The sequence below is a fragment of the Neisseria iguanae genome (genome assembly GCF_003013245.1).
GTDB classification, from domain to species: Bacteria; Pseudomonadota; Gammaproteobacteria; order Burkholderiales; family Neisseriaceae; genus Neisseria; species Neisseria iguanae.
In genome coordinates, this window is record NZ_PXYY01000168.1 from 1 (window position 1) to 1,585 (window position 1,585).

The 1,585-nt window shown below is 40.3% G+C and carries 2 protein-coding genes; both read right to left on the bottom strand.

Translation table 11 applies throughout. The features are described 5' to 3' along the window. Positions 1–700 precede the first annotated feature (700 nt). Positions 701–1,141, bottom strand: a complete 441-nt coding sequence (locus C7N83_RS13805) for a pilin (RefSeq protein ID WP_281256786.1) — start codon at positions 1,139–1,141, stop codon at positions 701–703. A 127-nt stretch (positions 1,142–1,268) separates the two neighbouring features. After that, on the bottom strand, positions 1,269–1,585 hold a 317-nt coding region (locus tag C7N83_RS13810; RefSeq protein ID WP_106743277.1), incomplete at its 5' end, for a pilin.

The window sequence follows — 1,585 nt, forward strand, 5'->3', positions numbered from 1 at the left end:
TTAACTCCGGTTAAAAATTTGTGAATAATCAGTTTTGTACTATCTTTTAAAAATCCGTAATGTGCTTGGCACTTTTTGCTGTTTATGAGTAAAACCATTAAAGAAGAAGGAATATACAGCTTCCGGCGCGGTATCCATTGCGCTTCAACTTTGTCGGACATAACCTATCATGCAATAGATGTGCCATTTTTGGCTGTTTTAGAATTTTCAAAATTATTTTTTATATCTTATTGTTTTAATGATTAAACAATTTAACTATCATTTTCAGACGGCGCAACCGATACCGATTTGAGAAAATTTAAAAATCTTAAAATGACATTTTTTGTCAGTTTTCGTTGATATTCGTCATATCAGGCTTGGACACTTTTTGTCACGTGACATTTTTTATCAGCTTTGTAATTATTCCCAATAGTATTGAAACAAACTGGATAAACGGTGGTCAAATTGAAACAAACGAATAGCGATGCCCGGCAACAAATTCCCTCCTACTGTTTTTAATCAATTTATTTCAATCATTAAAATGAATAAGCCAAAATTAGACATTTACTTTTATTCCAAGTCATGGAACCGGTTCTGTTGTCGCTCCGGCAGCTGACAAAACCGTTCTCTTTGAGCTCAGGAAGGCCAACGCTGCCTCGTTTTAGTGAGTTTGGATATTTTCAGACGGCCTTATATAATTCAATTTCAGATTAATGAATAATTAATCCTGTAAGGCTAACAAAGGCGCTTGACATGGTGCGGCTTTCAACTCATCAGGAAAATCAGAGCCGCATTCCCACAAGCTTTTTTCTACCGTATAGCGCATATTGATCTTTTTACCGCCCAATTTGTCGTTTACATCCGAAGCTTTAAATGTCAGTGTCACCAGACATTGGGTTGCTCCCTTTGCCAGGACGATAGAATCTACAAACTGCCCCCGGCGGATGCTGCTTTGATACCACGGCGCATCAGTACTGCATGCTTCCAAACCGTTATTGGAAACCGCCTCAACCAGCGGACTTTTCAAACCCGCCAATAAATGTTGGCCTTCTGCCGCCTGCGCTTTGGCCGAATAATCGGCAAACATCGGCACTACGATTGCCGACAAAATACCGATAATGGCCACAACAATCATCAGCTCGATAATCGTAAAACCTTTCATATCCATATATCCGTATCCACTCTCAGAACAACAATATTCTTATTTTAAAAATGATTTATTTTTTAAAACCGTTTAAAAAACCCGCCTTTTGCAGCGGGCTTTTGAAGCTTTAATCTTTAAAGATTACTTAAGGTTTTTTAGTGCCACGACATGCGGCAGGGGCGATGTTATCGTCCAAGTCGGTAGTACAATCCCATTTACCGCTTGCAGGAGTTAAGGTCATGGTAATGGTTTTACCAGCAACTTTATCATTGACACCCTGACCTGCAGCCTTGAAAGTAGCTGTCAACGCACAAGTACCCCCTCCTGTACCAGCCGCCGCACCGGTAGAAGGCTCAATTTTTTCTACATACTTACCTGTCTGTACCGCACTTTTATACCAAGCAGCATCATTTTTACAGGCAACTGCGTTACTGCTAGAAGCTACGGCTTCCACCAGGGGGG